Source organism: Microbacterium sp. B35-30 (assembly GCF_010634855.1).
In the GTDB taxonomy this organism is placed as follows: domain Bacteria; phylum Actinomycetota; class Actinomycetes; order Actinomycetales; family Microbacteriaceae; genus Microbacterium.
Genome location: NZ_MWLQ01000014.1, coordinates 126,573 through 142,703, shown reverse-complemented (window position 1 = coordinate 142,703; position 16,131 = coordinate 126,573). Strand labels below are relative to the sequence as shown.

12 protein-coding genes are annotated in these 16,131 nt (G+C 68.7%); 5 read left to right on the top strand and 7 right to left on the bottom strand.

What is annotated here, in order from left to right:
• Window positions 1–4 precede the first annotated feature (4 nt).
• The 4 genes from B2K11_RS08250 to B2K11_RS08235 are packed head-to-tail and all read right to left on the bottom strand — an operon-like array spanning window position 5 to window position 5,208.
• The gene (locus B2K11_RS08250) at window positions 5–454 is read right to left on the bottom strand and encodes a MaoC family dehydratase (RefSeq protein WP_163617786.1); all 450 of its coding nucleotides are present in this window, start codon (window positions 452–454) and stop codon (window positions 5–7) included.
• Window positions 441–1,559 (bottom strand): extracellular solute-binding protein, encoded by a 1,119-nt coding sequence (locus B2K11_RS08245; protein WP_163617785.1) that lies wholly within the window; start codon window positions 1,557–1,559, stop codon window positions 441–443. The genes B2K11_RS08250 and B2K11_RS08245 overlap by 14 nt, the downstream gene beginning before the upstream one ends.
• A complete protein-coding gene (locus B2K11_RS08240; protein ID WP_163617784.1) occupies window positions 1,556–2,764 on the bottom strand; it encodes a CoA transferase in 1,209 nt (402 codons plus the stop codon). The genes B2K11_RS08245 and B2K11_RS08240 overlap by 4 nt, the downstream gene beginning before the upstream one ends.
• The gene (locus B2K11_RS08235; RefSeq protein ID WP_163617783.1) at window positions 2,761–5,208 is read right to left on the bottom strand and encodes a glycoside hydrolase N-terminal domain-containing protein; all 2,448 of its coding nucleotides are present in this window, start codon (window positions 5,206–5,208) and stop codon (window positions 2,761–2,763) included. The genes B2K11_RS08240 and B2K11_RS08235 overlap by 4 nt, the downstream gene beginning before the upstream one ends.
• Window positions 5,209–5,495: 287 nt before the next feature.
• On the opposite strand from B2K11_RS08235, the gene B2K11_RS08230 reads away from it, so the two are divergent.
• The 3 genes from B2K11_RS08230 to B2K11_RS08220 all read left to right on the top strand — a co-directional run bounded on the left by B2K11_RS08230 (window position 5,496) and on the right by B2K11_RS08220 (window position 9,136).
• Window positions 5,496–6,503 carry an ABC transporter permease subunit gene (locus B2K11_RS08230; RefSeq protein ID WP_239525859.1) on the top strand — a complete coding sequence of 336 codons (1,008 nt, stop codon included), beginning with the start codon at window positions 5,496–5,498 and terminating at the stop codon, window positions 6,501–6,503.
• On the top strand, window positions 6,497–7,420 hold the full coding sequence (locus B2K11_RS08225; protein ID WP_204260050.1) for a carbohydrate ABC transporter permease: 924 nt from the start codon (window positions 6,497–6,499) through the stop codon (window positions 7,418–7,420). Before B2K11_RS08230 ends, B2K11_RS08225 begins: the two co-directional genes overlap by 7 nt.
• 66 nt (window positions 7,421–7,486) lie before the next feature.
• Window positions 7,487–9,136 (top strand): extracellular solute-binding protein, encoded by a 1,650-nt coding sequence (locus B2K11_RS08220; protein ID WP_163617782.1) that lies wholly within the window; start codon window positions 7,487–7,489, stop codon window positions 9,134–9,136.
• Between the two features lie 72 nt (window positions 9,137–9,208).
• Here the strand turns inward: B2K11_RS08220 and B2K11_RS08215 are convergent, their stop codons facing one another.
• Window positions 9,209–10,186 carry a sugar-binding domain-containing protein gene (locus B2K11_RS08215; RefSeq protein WP_163617781.1) on the bottom strand — a complete coding sequence of 326 codons (978 nt, stop codon included), beginning with the start codon at window positions 10,184–10,186 and terminating at the stop codon, window positions 9,209–9,211.
• A 261-nt stretch (window positions 10,187–10,447) separates the two neighbouring features.
• On the bottom strand, window positions 10,448–13,060 hold the full coding sequence (locus B2K11_RS08210; protein ID WP_163617780.1) for an alpha-L-rhamnosidase: 2,613 nt from the start codon (window positions 13,058–13,060) through the stop codon (window positions 10,448–10,450).
• A 130-nt stretch (window positions 13,061–13,190) separates the two neighbouring features.
• Here B2K11_RS08210 and B2K11_RS08205 point away from each other — a divergent pair, with 130 nt between their 5' ends.
• On the top strand, window positions 13,191–14,021 hold the full coding sequence (locus tag B2K11_RS08205) for an NAD(P)-dependent oxidoreductase (RefSeq protein WP_163617779.1): 831 nt from the start codon (window positions 13,191–13,193) through the stop codon (window positions 14,019–14,021).
• Window positions 14,021–15,148: a LacI family DNA-binding transcriptional regulator gene (locus tag B2K11_RS08200; protein WP_163617778.1), complete on the top strand. Its 1,128-nt coding sequence runs from the start codon at window positions 14,021–14,023 to the stop codon at window positions 15,146–15,148. The genes B2K11_RS08205 and B2K11_RS08200 overlap by 1 nt, the downstream gene beginning before the upstream one ends.
• On the opposite strand, the gene B2K11_RS08195 is transcribed toward B2K11_RS08200, so the two are convergent.
• Window positions 15,049–16,104, bottom strand: coding sequence for a hypothetical protein (locus tag B2K11_RS08195; RefSeq protein ID WP_163617777.1), 1,056 nt, complete (start codon window positions 16,102–16,104; stop codon window positions 15,049–15,051). The genes B2K11_RS08200 and B2K11_RS08195 overlap by 100 nt on opposite strands.
• Between the last annotated feature and the right edge of the window lie 27 nt (window positions 16,105–16,131).

Sequence of the window (16,131 nt, the reverse complement as noted above, 5' to 3'; positions counted from 1 at the left end):
GCGTTCACCCCGCCTTGTTGACGACGTACAGATGCACGAGCGACAAGACGACGTCGCCGTGCTGGTTGGTGACCCGCACCTGCTCGTCCACCCGGCCGAGTTCGGGGCGGCGCGGGTGATCGGCGATCGTGACGATCTCCGCCTCCACGGTAATGGTGTCGCCGAGGAAGACCGGTTTGATGAACCGGATCCGGTCGTAGCCGTAGCTCATCGCTTGCGGATTCACATCGCCGGCGGTCATCCCGACCGCGATCGCGATCACCAGGGTGCCATGAGCGATCCGTCCGCCTAGCCCTGCTTCGTTCACGCACCAGTTCTCATCCATGTGATGCGGGAAGAAGTCGCCGGTCTGCCCAGCGTGCAAGACGACATCGGCTTCGGTGATGGTGCGCCCAAGCGTGCGTCGCACCTCCCCGGGGACGTAGTCCTCCAGGTATCGATCAACGACCAGCATTCACGGCTCCCAACGATTCGAATAGCCGATCCAGATCCGCGAGCAGGTCGGGCGCGGGGTCGCGGTTCAGCAGGCCACGGTGCACCCGCTCGCACGCGGCATTCTGCACCGTCATATACGCCGGATGCTGCGGGCGCAGGCTGGCCAGATCCATCGTGCGGCGTGTGGCGGCGAAGAACCCGCCGGTCAGTTCGTCGAGCGAGGCATCGGTCCAGGCGGAGACATGGCCGGGCTGTCCGCCTGCGCGCGCATACACACCCCTCTGCACGTCGCCCGTGGCGGCCCACGTCACAAAGGCGATAGCCTCCGCGCGGTGCTCGGTGCGGGCCGAGACGGCCAGCCCTGCGCCGCCCAACATCGATCCGCGGGGCTGCCCATCGATCTCAGGGATGTCCGTCCAGCGCAGCACGTGCTCGCGGAAGCCCGTCCTCGCGTAGTTGCTGTACCCGTAGAGCAGCGGGGCATAGGCCCAGCTGCTCGACGCGGACAGGCGGTCGGCGGTCTGGATGGGGTTCTCGTCGAGGCACTCGGCGGGTACGAGATCGCGCAGACGGCTGAGCACGTCCCATGCCTGCGCGAACGCCGTCGGTTCAGCGAAGCCGGTCCGACCGGCGTCGGCATCCTGCAGCCCCGAGGAGAGCGTGAATATCGACGCGAATGCATCGATCGGCTTCGCAGGCCAGCGCACCCCACCGTCGCGTGCCAGGTCCAGGACCTCGGTCCACGTGCGCGGCGGCTCGGGGAGCAGGTCGGGGCGGTACGCCGCGACCTGCGCGGCGGCGTCGATGGCGAGGGCGTACCGAGCGTTCTGCCAGTGATAGCTCTCATCGGAGCGCCCTACGAATGCGTCCGGTCCCTCGGCGTCCGGGAGGGGAGCGAGCAGCCCTGCGTCCGCGGCGTGGGGGATATGGGGGTGATCGATGACGAGCAGATCGTACGACCGCGTCAAGGATTCCAGGTCCTGGTCGGCGAATGCCTGCAGGGATCGTGCTTCCCATTCGACTTCGACGTCGTGCCCGGCGTCCGCGTAGGCGTGGGAGGCAGCCACGATGCTGTTCCGGCCGCGCTCATGGTCCCAGGTGATGCCTCGGAGGCGGACGGTCACGATACGCTCCCGCCGACCGGTTCCCTGGCCGGGGCCAGTTCGTCGCGGATCCGATCGGTGTCCGCGCCGAGCACGGGCGCTGCGCCGGTGCCCCAGAGCCGCTCACCGTCCAGACGGAAGGGCAGCCGGGTCGTCGTTACTGTGGTGCGGGCCCCGTCGCTCTCCTCGCGTTCGAGCGTCTGGACCATGTCGATCGCCCGGAAGCCGTCGTGCTCGACAAGTTCATCCACGGTGTGCAATGGAGCGCACCAGATGTCGGCGGCATCGAGCACCGTGAGCCAGCTCGCCGTGCTGCGCGTCCGGAGGCGGTCGGCGATCAGTGTCTCGATGCGACCGCGCTGATCCCACCAGGATGCGGGATCGGTCAGCTCCACGAGCTCAGGGATCTGCAGCAGTGCGCCCAGCTGTGGCACGGGGTTCATCGCGATCGACAGGTATCCGTCGGCGGTCGGATATACGCCGTACGGCGCCGGGAGAAACGTGTGCGCGCTGTGCGGTCCCCGCGGGCGCTGCGCGTCGACCGCGTCCGGCTCCGTGAGTCGCACCGAGAGCATCTCGAACTGCAGGTCGAGCATCGCCTCGAGGAGCGAGGTCTGCACCTGGCCGCCGATGCCAGTCCGCAGCCGGCGCAGCAGCAGCGCCGTGATGCCGTGGGCGAGATGGCAGGAAGCGAGGTGGTCGGCGATGGCGATCCCGACGGGGCGGGGCTCCGGATCCGCCTGCAGCCACGGCAGAGCGGCGATCGACTGCGCGAGCAGGTCTTGGCCGGGGCGGTCGCGCCACGGTCCTTCGTCGCCATAGCCGGTGATCGAACCGTAGACCACGCCGGGGTTGGCGGCGCGGACGGTGTCGTAATCCAGCCCGAGCCGCCGCATCACGCCGGGCCGGAAGTTCTCCACGACCACATCGGCCTGCTCGACGAGTCGACGCACGAACGCCAGGTCATCCGGATTCTTGAGGTCGGCCGCTACGCTCTGCTTGCCGCGGTTCATGGCATGGAATGAGACCGTATCCGCGCCCGCTCGTGCACCGGCGAACGCCAGCCCGCGGCCGATATCCCCGATCACAGGGCGCTCGATCTTGATCACCCGCGCGCCGAGATCAGCGAGGCGCAGAGCGGCCACGGGGCCGGCGAGGAACTGGCTGAAGTCGAGAACCAGGAAACCGTCCAGCGGACGGAGAGACCCTTGCTGCGGGGCGGTCATGATGCGTGCTCCTGAGAGATGCCGGTGAAGGTGAGGCGCGCGGGTCGCCCGGTGGTGAGGTCGAGGACGCGCTCTCGGGAGCCGTGCACCACCCGCACGCTCTTTGCCCCCTCGGGCAGCGGCGTGATCGTGGCCTCTGTCAGCGCGCCGGCGCTCCAGCGGAGATCCACGACGAGCCCGCCGCGTGCACGCAGGCCTCGAACTTCACCGTCGCGCAGGCCGGATGGCAGCGCGGGGAGCAGTTCGAGGTAACCGGCGTGGGACTGGACGAGGCACTCGACGAGTGAGGCCACCAGGCCGAGGTTGCCGTCGATCTGGAACGGCGGGTGGGCAGAGAACAGGTTGCGGTAAAGGCCGCCCCGCCAACGTCCGCCACCGGGAGCGGGTTCGACCTCGATGTTGCGGCGGACGAGCAGGTCCAGCAGACGGCCCACCGCCTGCGGTTCGTGCAGTCGTGCCCGCATCGCCATCTTCCAGGCGAGCGACCAGCCGGTGCCTTCATCACCGCGGGCATCCAGGCTTCGGCTCGCCGCTTCCGCGGTGCGGGGTGTCGGCGGCGCGTTGGTCGGATGCAGACCGACCAGATGAGCGATATGGCGATGATGCGGATCGTGCATCTCGTCGAGGTGGGCCCACTCCCGCAGCAGCCCGTCGCTGTCGATTCCGATCTCGGGAAGCCTGGTCAACGCGGCTTCCGCTTCCGCGCACAGATCCTCGGACTCCGAACGCAGTCCGTAGTCGTCGGCGGCCCGTAGCAGGGAACGCAGCAGATTCCGGGAGAGCTCGAGGTCCATCGTGGAGTCGGCCGCCACGGACGAGACAGCTCCGTCCGGTGCCACGAACCGGTTCTCCGGTGAGGTGGACGGCGAGGTGCCGAGTGAGCCGTCGGCGCGGGGCTCGAGCCAGTCGAGGACGAACCGTGCCGCGCCCGTCAGCATGGGCCAGAAACGGCGTGCGGCAGCGTCGTCGTGCGTGAAGGTGATCCGATCCACCAGATGGGAACTGAGCCAGACGCCGGCGAACGGCCAGAATGCCCAAGCCGGGTCGTGTGTTCCGTCGCCCATCGGATCCGCGAACGCCCAGATGTCGCTCGCGTGGTGCGACACCCAGCCCGATGATCCGTAGATGCGTGCGGCAGGTTCGCGTCCGCGCTCGGACAGCGCCGCGACGAGGTCGAACAGGGGCTCTGCGCACTCGGCCAGACCGGTGGTCTCGGCCAACCAGTAGTTCATCTCGAGGTTGATGTTCATCGTGAAGTTCGAACTCCACGGCGGCTGCATCTGCTGGTTCCACAGCCCCTGCAGGTTCGCGGGGGTCCCGCCGGCCCGTGAGCTCGAGATCAGCAGGTAGCGCCCGTAGTTGAACAGGAGGGCGACCAGCTCTGGAGCGTCAGCGAAACCCTTGGCGGCGGCGTCGACGAGCGCGTCCGTGTCCGCCACGATCGCCTCGCGCTCCCGGGCTGCGTCGGAATTCCCGAGCCGTAGCTCGGCTCTGTCGTAGAGCTCGAAGTGCGCGGCCGCGTGCTCATCGTGGAGTCGGCCGACGCCGATTCCGGCGGCCGTCTGGCACAGCCCCCTGGCACGTGCCACGGCACCGGCGGCATCCGGTTCGGGATCGCGCCCCAGCTCCGTGAAGGTGGTCTGCACCGCGACGATCAGCGTGGTGTCGCCGTCGACCTCGACGGCGAGGCCGGCAGACGTCGAACGGGTGCGCACCGAGCCGCCGAGGGCCCGTAGGACGACGGCGGCCTGCACCCCTCGGCGCTCCTCGGCCCATCGCACGGGATCGGGTACGCGCTGGTAGGCGGGGACCACGTCATCGGGCGCCCGAAGCACTGCCCACGCTTCCGGCCCGTCGGCCTCTGCATGTTCGAGGTGCAGAGGCGAGTCGAGCACGAAGGACACCGGGCGCTGCGAAGCGGAGACCTCGATGACGAGGACCTGATGCGGATCGCTCACGAACGTCCGCTGGTCCACGCCGGAGCCTCGAGTCCACGCGACCGCTGCGCGCAGGTCGAGCCCGCGCGCGTAGCCGGCGGGGCGCTGGATGCCGTCGTCGAGCATCGCGGGGCCGTCCCGTTCGGGGACGACATCGCCCTGTGGCGATGGTTCAGGCGCCGGGGCGCCGATCGTCCGGCGCAGCCGGGCCAGCGGCTGGAACGACTGAGGATAGGAGTGCTGCAGCAGGCGCAGGGAGTCCTCTGCCGCCACATAGTCACCGGCGGCGATCGCCGCTCGCGACGCCGAGATCGCTGCCCGGGCGGTCTCGGCGCTGACGGGGTGCGGGTCCGGACGGCGACCCGGCCCCGACCAGACGGACCCCTCGCTGAGCCAGATCAGCTCGTGCTCCTCGCGGCCGTAGACCATGGCGCCGAGACGGCCGTTGCCGATGGGCAGCGCTTCGACCCACTCAGCGGCCGGGCTGGCGAACGCGAGCCGATGCATCGGGGATGACAACTCTGACAACTTCCTCACCTCAGATAATCGTTTTACTGATCAAGGACACCTTAGACGGTGCACCGGTGGATGCCGCAACATCGTTCGGTCCGATATCTCGCGGAAATGGCATCCATCAGGAGGCAGGTTGAATATTTAGGCAGGGTTGCATCCCTGTTGATTCGATGACTAGGATTCAGGCAATCGATTTTTCGGACGACGAGGTCTCGACGCATCCCGCCCTTGGGGGACGGTGGTACGCGCCATAGGCCCAGCTCATCGACAAGGAGTCAGCGGTGGTGCAGATCGACGTGGAAGCGCCCACGGCGCGCGTGCGGAAGGCGGAGGCGCCGGCGACGGCATCCTCGTCCGCCGGACGGAACGCGTCACGGCGCCGACCTGGTCGGCTGCGCAGGTCCATCCGGCGCCACTGGCAGCTGTACCTGCTCGTGATTCCGCCGCTGCTGTACTTCGCCCTGTTCAAGTACGTGCCGATGGCGAACGCGGTCATCGCGTTCAAGGACTACAACGTCATCGAGGGCATCTGGGGCAGTGCGTGGGCGGGCTTCGAGCACTTCGAACGCCTCTTCTCCAATCCGGCGTTCGGCACGATCGTCAGCAACACGTTCCTGCTCAGCCTGTATGCCCTGATCGCGAGCCTTCCCATTCCGATCATCCTCGCGCTCGCGCTCAACGAGATCCGCGGACGCTTCTTCAAGCGCACGGTTCAGATGGTGACGTACGCGCCGTATTTCATCTCCACAGTCATCATCGTCTCGATGGCGATCCTCATCCTCTCGCCGCGGATCGGGATGCTGAGCACGGTCACCGGATTCTTCGGCCTGCCCGCGGTCGACTACCTGGCGCAGCCGGACTTCTTCCGGCATGTATACGTGTGGAGCGAGGTCTGGCAGACCGCCGGCTACTCGGCGGTCATCTACATGGCCGCGCTCGCCGGCGTCGACCCGGCCCTCTACGAGGCGGCCAAGGTCGACGGGGCCAATCGGCTCCAGAAGATCTGGCATGTCGATCTGCCGAGCATCACGCCGACGATCGTGGTCGTGCTGATCCTCTCGGTCGGCAGCATCATGGTCGTGGGGTTCGAGAAGGCGTTCCTGCTGCAGAACCCGCTCAATCTCTCGCAGTCCGAGATCATCGCCACCTATACCTACAAGATCGGCATCCAGAATGCCGACTTCAGCCTCGGGACGGCCGTCGGGCTGTTCAACTCGGTGATCAATCTTGCGCTTCTGCTCGTCGTGAACGCCGTGTCCAAACGCGTGACGGGGAACGGACTGTGGTGAACAACGCGAAGACGGCTCAGCGCGGCCTCGGCCGATCGATCAAGGTGCGCGAATCCACTGTGGACCGGTTCTTCCTCATCGGTGTCTACATCCTCCTCACGACCTTCCTGCTCGTCGTGCTGCTGCCGCTGTGGTTCATCGTCGTGAGCTCGTTCAGCAGCCCCGCCGCCGTGTCAGCCGGAGAGGTGTTCCTCTGGCCGGTCGACTTCACGCTGCGCGGGTACGAGGTCGCACTGAGCAGCCCACAGATCCTCAACGGGTTCGCGAATTCGCTGTATTACACGGTTGTCGGCACGGCCATCAGCGTCGCCCTCACCGTCATGATCGCCTATCCGCTTTCGCGGGTCGATTTCGTGGGACGCAAGGTGCTCACCGGCGCTGTCGTCTTCACGATGCTGTTCGCCGGCGGGCTGATCCCGACCTATCTCGTGGTGCAATCGATGGGAATGCTCGACACTCGGTGGGCGATGCTGATCCCGAATGCGGTCGCGGTGTGGCCGACGATCCTCGCCATCACCTACTTCCGCACGGCGATTCCGGACGAGCTGCGAGAGGCGGCCGAGATCGACGGCGCGAGCGATCTGCGCATCCTGTGGAAAGTGGTACTGCCGCTGTCGGGCCCGATGATCGCCGTCATCGCGCTGATGTACGCGATCGTGCAGTGGAATTCCTACTTCGACGCTCTGATCTACCTCCGTGACGACAGCCTCTACCCGCTTCAGCTGGTACTTCGGAACATCCTGATCCTCAACAACGACGCCGGCGGGGATGCGACCTCGGCGCTGGAGAGACAGCAGCTGTCGAACCTTCTCAAGTACTCGCTCATCGTGGTCTCCACGGTCCCGATGATGCTCATCTATCCGTTCGTAGCGCGCTATTTCACCAAGGGACTGCTCCTGGGCGCTGTGAAGGGCTGATCCCCTCCGGGCCGCCAGGACGCCGGGTCCCGGTGGCTCCCACCTCACGATGAAGAGAGGCAACACATGAATCGCTTCAACCGAACCGCGGCGGCTATCGCCGCCGGCGGGCTCGCGCTGACGCTGGGCGCGTGCACAGCGCAGCCGGAGAAGCCGGACGACGACGGCGTGATCAAGATCTTCAGTCCGCAGGGAGCGGATTCGGATCTCAACACGAACGAGTTCACGCTCTTCCTCGAGGAGGAGTTCGACGTCGACCTGCAGTTCGAGACGACCACGTGGGATGGGGGCTCCGCCTCGGAGGCTCGTCAGATCGCGCTCGCCAGCGGGAATTACCCGGACGCGTTCCTGATGATCCCGTGGGTCGATCAGTTCACCCAGGCGGAACTGATCAAGTTCGGAAACCAGGGTGTGATCCGGCCGCTGAACGATCTTCTCGAGGAGAACGCGCCCAACCTGGTCAAGGCGTGGGAAGAGACTCCTGAATGGGAGCAGCTGGCGACCTCGCCGGACGGCAAGGTCTGGGGGCTGCCTCAGTGGAACGACTGCTTCCACTGCAGCTACCCGTCGAAGCTCTGGATGAATTCCGCCTGGCTCGATGCCGTGGGCATGGAACAGCCGACGACGCCCGACGAGCTTCGCGCGGTGCTGACAGCCTTCCGCGACCAGGATCCCAACGGCAACGACCAGGCCGATGAGGTGCCGCTGTCCGGCACGCCAGGAGCCAACTCGGTGCTGCCGTACCTGATGAACCCGTTCGTCTACGTGCCGGCGGCTACGGCCGACGCCTCGATCCCTGCTTCCCTTGCTCTGGACGGCGACACGGTGACACTGCAGCCTGCCTCGGACGGATGGCGCGACGGATTGCGCTTCGTGAACTCGCTCTACGAGGAAGGTCTCGTCGACGAGTCCGCGTTCACGCAGAACCAGGACGCGCTCCTCGCCCTCGGAGACGTCGCCGGTGACCCGATCCTCGGGGCGGCCTCCGTCGGACACCCCGGTGTCTTCGTCACGATCGGTCAGGAGGATGGTCGTGACAAGCAGTACGACGCGGTCCCGCCGCTGACCGGACCGAACGGCTCGCCGGCTTCCGAGTTGCTCTCGTCGGTGCCTGGTGCGTCGCTCGTCATCACCAACAATGCCAGTGACGCGGACGCCGCGAACCTGGTGAAGATCGTGGACTGGATGATCGACTACGACAACCACCTTCGAGCCGAATGGGGTGAGGAGGGCGTCGCATGGGACCGGCCTGCCGCCGGCGATGTCGCGCTGGACGAGTCGCTCGAGCCCTTGTACCTGCGTCACCGGCTCAGTGGTGCCGAAGCCACGCAGAACGCCAACGTGGCCTGGGGTCCGCTTTCGCAGTACTACGGAAGCACGGAGTTCCGCGGCGCGCAGGTGGTGTCGGAGGACATCTACGATCTCGCCGGGTATGACCGGCGTCTGTTCGAGGCCACCGAGCCCTACGCGGCGAACAGCCCGGCCGAGGCCTTCCCGTACTGGAATCTCTGGATCTCCGAGGATGACTCATCCGAGCTGTCGACCGTGCAGACCAACGTCGAGTCGCTCGTGCAGCAGGCCAGCGCGGAGTTCGTGACCGGTGTGCGCGACATCGAGAGCGACGCCGACTGGCAGGCATTCCAGGACGCCCTCGCTTCGAACGGCAGCGATCGTTACGTCGAGATCTATCAGACGGCCTGGGACGCCTCGAAGTAGGAGCGCAACCGGCGAAGGCCTCCCGTCGAGAAGCGAGACAGCTTCACGACGGGAGGCCTTACGTCTCAATTCTCACCGCTCAGCGAGGGCCTCGGCCGAGCGCAGGTCGGTGACGAGCGTCGTGACCCAGTCGCCGGCGAGGGCGCCGTGGATCGCCTCGAGCTTGCGCTCGCCGCCGGCGATGCCTACGCGGCGCGGGATGCGGCGCAGGTTCTCCACCGTGATCGCGATGATGCGGTCGTCGAGCGCTCCGCGCACGAGCGAGCCGTCGCCGCGGAAGATGCGGTGGCAGATGTCGCCGACGGCGCCCTGCCCGAGAAGGTCCTGGCGCTCCTCGGCGGCGAACGCGTTGCCGCTCGTCGCGAGGACGTCGGACGGCTCGATGCTGCCGATGCCCATGATCGCCATCGTGAGCTCGTTCCAGTGCCGGGCGACCTCTTGCATCGAGGGGTCGCGCAACAGGCTGTCGCGGATCGCGGGGTCGCCGACGACGCCCGGCGCCTGCACGTACACCGGCTCGGCGCCCAGTGTGCGAGCGAGCTCGCCGAGGATGCGATTCGAGTGGCTCTGCGCCTCGGGTGCGCCCACGCCGCCGAGCAGCTGCACCACCTCGGTCGCACCACGGACGGTGAAGGGGCGCATGCGGTCGACCATCGCGAGGATGGTCTGACTCCACGACGAGACGCCGATCCGGTCGCTCCCCGAGAGCGTCGCCTCCAGGTAGGCGGCCGCTCCGGCCCCGAGCGACGCGAGCAGCTCGCCCTCGTCGGCGTCGTGGTCGACGTCGACCACGACGGCCTCCGCGAGCCCGTACTTCTCCTCGAGCTGCTCCTCCAGCTCGGCGTAGACGCCCGGAGCGACGGTGACGATCGTCCGCACGATGCCGACGGATTCCGCGCGCTTGAGCAGACGCGAGACCTTTGCCTGTGAGATATTGAGCGCGGCCGCGATGTCGGCCTGGCGCACGCCCCGCTCGTGGTACATGCGCGCGACCTTGGTGAGCAGGCGCACCTGGCCGTCTGCGGGCCGGGTGTAGGGCGTCAGGGGCACGGCGATCTCCGATCGTGGCGATCCGAGGGGGTGTATTCGGATTCGCTAACGAAAGGATATTCAGTCGGAGCCTGTGAAGCCAGCCCGAGTTCCGACGAAACGCCTGATCGGCGCCCAGAGGCGTACATGGCGGCGGGGCCGGTGGTGAGATCGCCGACCCAGGCTTGCGCGCGCGAACGATGCGGACTGCGGATGCCGCGCCGCGCGGCATCCGCAATCCCAGAGGTGTCAGAACTCAGACGTTCCCGTGCCGGGCCGGGATCAGCCGGCCGCCCCGACCTCCACCGGGACGTCGACGACACGGGTGTGGGTGCCAGGGCTCAGCCTCTCTTCGGGAGAGCCCTCCAGGTCGAGCACCGCCTCGGCGCCGACGGGCACCGTGACCTCGACGTGGATCTGCCCGTGCGTGGTGCGCCACGAGATCGCCGCCTCGCCATAGGCGGTGAGCTGGCGGGCCGAAGCTGAGGTCAGCCCACCGCCGGGGCGAGGGGCGAAGCGGATGCGGCGGTAACCGGGGGCATCCGGCGCGAGGCCGCCGACCACGCGATGCATCCAATCGGCGACCGCGCCGAGCGCGTAGTGGTTGAACGACGTCATCTGGCCGGGGTTGACCGTGCCGTCGGGGAGCAGCGAGTCCCACCGTTCCCAGACCGTGGTCGCCCCCTGCTCCACCTGGTAGAGCCACGACGGGCACTCTCGCTCGAGGATCAGGTCGTAGGCGGTCGGCACGTGCCCGCCCGCACTGAGGGCGTCCGATACGAGCGGCGTGCCCACGAAGCCGGTCGCGATGCGGTTGCCAGCCTGGTGTACGAGCTGAGCGAGTCGTGCGGCCGCGGCATCCCGTTTCTGCGGATCGGTGATGAGGTCGAACCGCAGGCCGAGGGCGTACGCCGTCTGAGCATCGCTGGTCATGGTGCCGTCGTCGTTCACGTAGGCGCCGTCGAAGGCGGCCGCGACCTCGTCGGCGAGCGCGTCGTAGTGCGCCCGCTCGTCGCCGAGCCCCAGCACCTCCGCCATGCGCGCGACGGTGCGCGCCGACTTGGCGAAGTAGGCCGTCGCGACGAGGTAGCGGTCGGTGAGTGCGTCGGCCGGGTCGTCCGGCGGGGCGGCCGGGTCGAGCCAGTCGCCCAGCTGGAAGCCGGTGTCCCACAGCCGCGAGCGGCCCGAGAGGCGTTCGAGCAGATCGACCCAGCGCCTGGCGCTGTCGAACTGGGTGCGCACCACGCCGACGTCGCCGAAGCGCTCGTACAGCGTCCACGGCAGCAGGGTCGCGACATCGCCCCACGCGGCGCCCGGTCGCATCGGCGTCCACTTGTCGACGGCGGGGATCACGGGCACGTACCACGGCACGGTGCCGTCAGGGAGCTGCTCGATCGCAAGGTCGCGCAGCCAGCCCGACAGCATCCCCGACACGTCGTACAGCGTCGAGGCGGTGGGGCCGAAGACCTGGATGTCGCCGGTCCAGCCGATGCGCTCGTCGCGCTGCGGGCAGTCGGTGGGGATGTCGACGAAGTTGCCGCGCATGCCCCAGAGAACATTCTCGTGCAGGCGGTTCAGAGCAGGGTCGGACGACTCGAACCACCCGGTGCGCTCGAGGTCGGTGTGGTACACCCGGGCCACCAATGCGCCGGCTGCGGCATCCGCGTCCAGGTCGCCCGGCCAGCCGGTGACCTCGACGTAGCGGAAGCCGTGGAAGGTGAACCGCGGCTCCCACTCCTCGACGTCGCGGCCGGCGAGCGTGTAGTTGTCGGTCGAGCGCGCCGCGCGCAGCGGCCGCGTGTAGATCTCGCCGTCCTGCATCACCTCGGCGGTGCGCAGCGTCACTGTGGTGCCGGCATCGCCCGAGACCCGGATGCGCACGCGGCCGACGAGATTCTGCCCGAAGTCGAGGATGCGCGAGCCGCTGGGGCCGGCGAGCACCGCGATCGGCCGCAGCTCCTGGGTCGCCCGCACCGGCGGAGCCGTCGGCGCGACGAGGGTGGCGGGGTCCCGGTGGCGCTCCTGCACCGCTTCCCAGCCGGAATCGTCGAAGTCCGCCGTCGACCAGCCGGGCTGCTCCTCTCGCGCGTCGTAGTCCTCGCCGTCGTAGAGGCCGCTGTGCAGGATGGGGCTCGGCGCCGAGCGCCACGACGCGTCGGTCGCCACGACCTCGCGGCTGCCGTCGGCATAGGTCAGCTCGAGCTGGCCGAGGAAGGACTGGTCGTACCCGTAGACGTTGCGGAAGCCGCCGCGCCAGCCGAGCCGGCCCCGATACCAGCCGTCGCCGAGCCAGGCGCCGAGCGCGTTCGCTCCGGGCCGCACCAGGTCGGTGACGTCGTACGTGTAGTACCGCAGGCGCCGGCCGTACACGGTCCAGCCGGGCGAGAGCGTGTCGTCGCCGACGCGCTCGCCGTTGAGCTCGGCCTCGTAGACCCCGTGAGCCGTCGCGTAGAGCCGTGCCCGCACGATGTCGTCGCGCACCTCGAACCCGCGGCGCACGAGCGAGGGGCGGCGCTCGTCGGAGTGTGGGTTCTCGTTGCGGAAGGCGCCGACCGGACGCGCGACCCAGTCGCCGGGCTCGAGCAGGCCGGCTTCCAAGACGGTGGGGACGGATGCCGCAGACCACGCACCGTCCTCACCCCTGACCGCGATGCGCACCGTGACGATCTCGCGCGAGCGCAGCGGGGCGGCCGGCCAGTCCACGAGCACCTGCTCGGGCGAGTCGACCACGTACGTCGTGACGTCGCCGTCGCGATCGACCTCGACGGAGAACGCGGTCTGCCGCCAGCCGGACGGCGCGGAGGCGACGCGCCACGAGAGGCGCGGCATCCGCTCGCCGATCCCGACGGGCTCGCGGTGGTGTTCGATGCGGGGTGCGTCGACGGTGACGGACATCCGTGCTGTCTCCTTGCGCTGTGGCCGGGGCGTTGCGAAACGTTTCAAGATGGGAGTTTGACACCGATTTCGAAACGTTTCAAGTACGCTGTCGAGGGAGCCGTGACCCCGGGCGGCAGAGGAGGATTCGATGACGATCGGTGTGACAGGCAGCGGCGGCAAGCTCGGCCGCGCGGCGATGGAGCGACTGCGGGCCGACGGGCACGACGTGATCGGCTTCGACCTCGCCGGAACCCCCGGAACGGGCTTCACCCGCGTCGACCTCACCGACTTCGGGCAGACGCTCGACGCGTTCCTCTCGGTGACCGCGCGCCACGACGGACTCGACGCCCTCGTGCACCTCGCGGCGATCCCGGTGAACGGCCTGGTGCCGGATGCCGCCACCTTCCACAACAACATGACCGTGTCGTTCAACGCCCTGTTCGCGGCGCATCGCGCGGGCATCCGCACGATCGTTCTCGCCTCGAGCATCACCGCGATGGGCTTCCCGTTCGAGGAGGCGCCGCCGGCGCTCCCCGTCGATGAGACGTACACCAGCGCCAACAACACGTACGGACTCGGCAAGGTGGCCGAGGAAGCCATCGCGGCCCAGCTCGCGCGGTGGCATCCCGAGACCTCGATCACCGCCCTGCGGTTCACCAACGTGGTGGCCGGCGACGAATACGCGACGTTCGACCGCGCGGCCGAGCCGGACTACCGCCGCGACCTCGTCGGCTCCTGGATCGACGCCCGCGACGGCGCGGTGGCGGTGGCGCTGGCGCTGGCGGCGGCGCAGCCGGGCTTCGAGGTGTTCAACGTGGCCGCGCCCGACTCGGGCAACGCGCAGCGCTCACGCGAGGTCGCGGCGCGCTGGTTCCCGGGTACACCCATCGCCGAAGACCTCGGCGAGTTCGAGTCGCTCATGTCGACGCGGAAGATCCGCGAGCGACTCGGCTTCGCCGCCGAGCACGACTGGCGCTGATGGCGCCGGCGGGCATTCGGGACGTCGCGGCGCTCGCGGGCGTCTCGATCGGCACGGTCTCGAACTACCTCAACCACCCCGACAGGCTGTCGGCGGCGATGGGCCGCCGCGTGGCGGACGCCATCGACACACTCGGCTTCGTGCCGAGCAACGCGGGCCGCCAGCTGCGACTGGGCGTGAGCACCGTCATCGGCTATCTCGCGGCCGACATCGGCAATCCGCACTTCGGCGAGATCGCTCAGAGCGTGCAGCACCGAGCCGCAGAGCTCGGCCTCTCCGTCTTCCTCGCCGATTCTCAGGCGGACCCCGCGCAGGAGGATGCGTACCTCGATGCCTTCGCGCAGCATCATGTACGGGGCCTTCTGGTCGCCTCGCACCATCCGGTCGAAGAGCGGCTCGCGCTGCTGCGCCGTCGCGGCACGCCGACCGTCCTCGTCGGCCAGCGGGCGCAGTCGCCCGAGCAGCCGTCGGTGTCGGTCGACGAGGTCGCCGGCGGTCGCCTGGCCATCGCTCACCTCGCGGAGAGCGGATGCCGCCGCCTGGCGTTCGTCGGGGGGCCCGACGACGTCGTGTACGTAGCCGCGCGACTCGATGGAGCGCGTGCCGAAGCTCGCGCCCGCGGCGTCGACCTCGAGGTGATCGCGGTCGGCGAGCGCTCGCTCGCGTTCGGACGTGAGGCGGGAGCGGCGATTGCGGCGCGGCCAGCGCGGGAGCGACCCGACGGGATCTTCGCCGTCAACGACCTGCTCGCGCTCGGGATGCTGCGGGAACTCGTAGCGCGCGGCATCCGTGTGCCCGAGGAACTGGCCCTCGTGGGCTACGACGACAACGAGTTCGCCGAAGCGTCGCTGATCCCGCTGACGAGCATCAGCCGCCGGCACCGGGACGTCGGCTCGACGGTGGTCGACATGCTCTTCGAGACGCTGGAGGGGCGGGCTCTGGCGCAGATTCACCGCGTGCTCCAGCCGCGGCTCATCGTCCGCGAGAGCACCGCTGGCTTTGCGGTCCGGGGGCGTCTGAGCGGCGCTCAGCCGGCGGCCGCCGGAGCCACAGGGACCGATTCCATCGGCGCTGCGACCACCGGCGACCAGGCAAGCGCGATGCCGCGCATCTCGGGCTGGGAGTAGCCGCCGATCGCGACGGGGGCGCCGAGGCGCTGCACCGCGCAGTAGTAGTGCTCGAGGCGATCGCCGGTGCGGATGACCGCGGGCTTGTGCGCGTGCCAGTCGTCGAGCGCGCCGGCCTCGCCGGGTGCCACGAGCACGGTCGGTGACTTCGTCCAGGCGATGAGGTCGGGCGAGGTGGCGAGCAGATCGACCGCGGGGCCGCCCGCGCACAGCCCGAAGTAGAACATCAGCCACGTTCCGTCCGGAGCACGCAGCACGAACGGGTCGGAGGCGAACCGGTCGTCGGGGGCGCCTGCAGTGCCGACGGGCAGCAGCGGGGCATCCGATACGCGGTGCCACGAGGCGAGGTCGTCCGACACCGCGGCGCCGGTCTGCTCGATCCAGCGACCGGTGGCCCGGTCCTTGGCGTTGTAGAAGAGCCAGAACCGGTCGTCATGGCGCAGCAGGTACGACTTGTACAGCCCGCCCCGCTCCCAGGCACCGCCGTCCTCGGGACGGAGCAGATCGCCGACCTCTTCCCATTCGACGAGGTCTCGGCTGCGGACGAATCCGATGACGGCCGAGCCCTGTTCGTAGCCTGCGTCGGGGTACGCGTGATAGGTCCCGTAGTACCAGCCGTCGATCGGGAGAAGCTCGCCCGCGCCGTACAGCTCGGTATCTCGCAGGATCGAGGTGAGCGCGGCGTTGTGGCGTCGGTGGGCCGACGCGGGATCACGCGGGAACACCAGCTGCGGCGCCGACCACTGCGCGCCGTCGTGCCACGCGAGCCCGGTCTGGTAGCCGCGGCCGTCCCACCCGACGACTGTCATGCCGAGCGCGCCGTCCTTGCGGAAGACGAACGGGCAGTCCACGCCGTGGCTGTTCCAGTCGCCCGCCCGGTGGGTGGGGGCGACGACGAGAGCTCCGCTTTTCGCGGTCGGACGGACGCTGTCGGCGAGATCGTGCACATCGATCATTCGGTGTCTCCGTGAGGTGAGATCGGG

Coding starts and splice junctions, on each gene's coding strand:
- B2K11_RS08240 (WP_163617784.1), bottom strand. CDS start 2,764: ATGACCGCCCCGCAGCAAGGGTCTCTCCGTCCGCTGGACGGTTTCCTG.
- B2K11_RS08195 (WP_163617777.1), bottom strand. CDS start 16,104: ATGATCGATGTGCACGATCTCGCCGACAGCGTCCGTCCGACCGCGAAA.
- B2K11_RS08250 (WP_163617786.1), bottom strand. CDS start 454: ATGCTGGTCGTTGATCGATACCTGGAGGACTACGTCCCCGGGGAGGTG.
- B2K11_RS08235 (WP_163617783.1), bottom strand. CDS start 5,208: ATGCATCGGCTCGCGTTCGCCAGCCCGGCCGCTGAGTGGGTCGAAGCG.
- B2K11_RS08200 (WP_163617778.1), top strand. CDS start 14,021: ATGGCGCCGGCGGGCATTCGGGACGTCGCGGCGCTCGCGGGCGTCTCG.
- B2K11_RS08220 (WP_163617782.1), top strand. CDS start 7,487: ATGAATCGCTTCAACCGAACCGCGGCGGCTATCGCCGCCGGCGGGCTC.
- B2K11_RS08205 (WP_163617779.1), top strand. CDS start 13,191: ATGACGATCGGTGTGACAGGCAGCGGCGGCAAGCTCGGCCGCGCGGCG.
- B2K11_RS08210 (WP_163617780.1), bottom strand. CDS start 13,060: ATGTCCGTCACCGTCGACGCACCCCGCATCGAACACCACCGCGAGCCC.